Source organism: Ornithinibacter sp., assembly GCF_035443565.1.
Classification (GTDB): Bacteria; Actinomycetota; Actinomycetes; order Actinomycetales; family Dermatophilaceae; genus Fodinibacter.
The window spans coordinates 1-1,313 of record NZ_DAORSO010000213.1 but is presented as its reverse complement, the minus strand read 5'-3'; the positions used below and the strand labels follow the sequence as shown (position 1 = coordinate 1,313).

Genomic DNA, 1,313 nt, shown 5'->3' with positions numbered 1-1,313 from the left:
ACGACGTTGACCAGCTTGGGTGCCCGGACGATGACGGTGCGGATGCCGTCCGGCGCCGCTGCCTGGACCTTCTCGCTCGCCAGCGCCAGCTCTCGCAGGTCGTCCTCGCTGATGTCCGCGGGCACCTCGAAGCGGTCGCGGACCTTGCCGCGGACCTGCACGACGCAGGTGACGGTGTCCTCGACGAGCAGGGCCGGGTCGGCCACCGGGAACGCCTCGTGGACCAGCGACTCGGTGTGTCCGAGACGCGCCCACAGCTCTTCGGCGATGTGCGGCGCGAGGGGCGCGACCATGAGCACGATCTGCTCGGCGGCCGCGCGGGGCACTCCCCCGGGCAGCTTGGTCAGGGCGTTGTTGAGCTCGGTGAGCCGGGCGATGGCCGTGTTGAAGCCCAGCCCCGCGTAGTCGGCACGCACGGCATCGATGGTGCGGTGCAGCACCCGGTTCGTCGCGTCGTCGATCGGAGTGTCGACGACGACGACCTCGCCGCTCTCCTCGTCGACGACGTTGCGCCACAGCCGCTGGAGGAAGCGCTGGCTGCCGACCACGGCCCGGGTGTCCCAGGGCTTGCTCTGCTCGAGCGGGCCCAGGCCCATCTCGTAGAGGCGGAAGGTGTCGGCACCGAACGATGCATACATCTCGTCGGGACTGACCATGTTCTTCAGCGACTTGCCGATCTTGCCGAACTCGCGGGTGACGGGCTGGCCCTGCCAGGTGAAGGTGCCGTCGGGGCCCTCCTGCACCTCCTTGGCCTCCACCGGCTGGCCGCGGTCGTCGCGGTAGGCCGCGGCCTGGATGTAGCCCTGGCTGAAGTAGGTGCGGAACGGCTCGTCACTGCTCAGGTGGCCCAGGTCGTGCAGCACCTTGTGCCAGAACCGGGCATAGAGCAGGTGCAGCACGGCGTGCTCGACACCGCCGACGTACAGGTCGACGCCACCCGGGTCCCGGGTACCGGCGGGGGCGCCTGCCACGGGCTCGGAGCGCGGGCCCATCCAGTACGCCTCGTTCTCGGGGTCGACGAGGACGCCCTCGTTCGCCGGGTCGAGGTAGCGCAGGTAGTACCAGCACGACCCCGCCCAGTTCGGCATGGTGTTGGTCTCGCGGCGGAAGCGCCGGGTGCCTCGCCCGTCACCGAGGTCGAGGTCGACCTCCACCCAGTCCGGAACGCGCGACAGCGGCGGCTCGGGCTCGCTGCTGGCGTCCTCGGCGTCGTAGGTCTTCGGGCTGTAGTCGGGCACCTCGGGCAGCTCGACGGGCAGCATCTCGTCGGGCAGCGCGTGGGCGACACCGTCCTCGTCGAAGACGATCGGGAA

At 70.4% G+C, this 1,313-nt stretch carries 1 protein-coding gene; it reads right to left on the bottom strand.

What is annotated here, in order from left to right:
- The coding region (locus PLL68_RS13505; RefSeq protein WP_324534933.1) for a class I tRNA ligase family protein at positions 1-1,313 on the bottom strand (1,313 nt) is incomplete at both ends.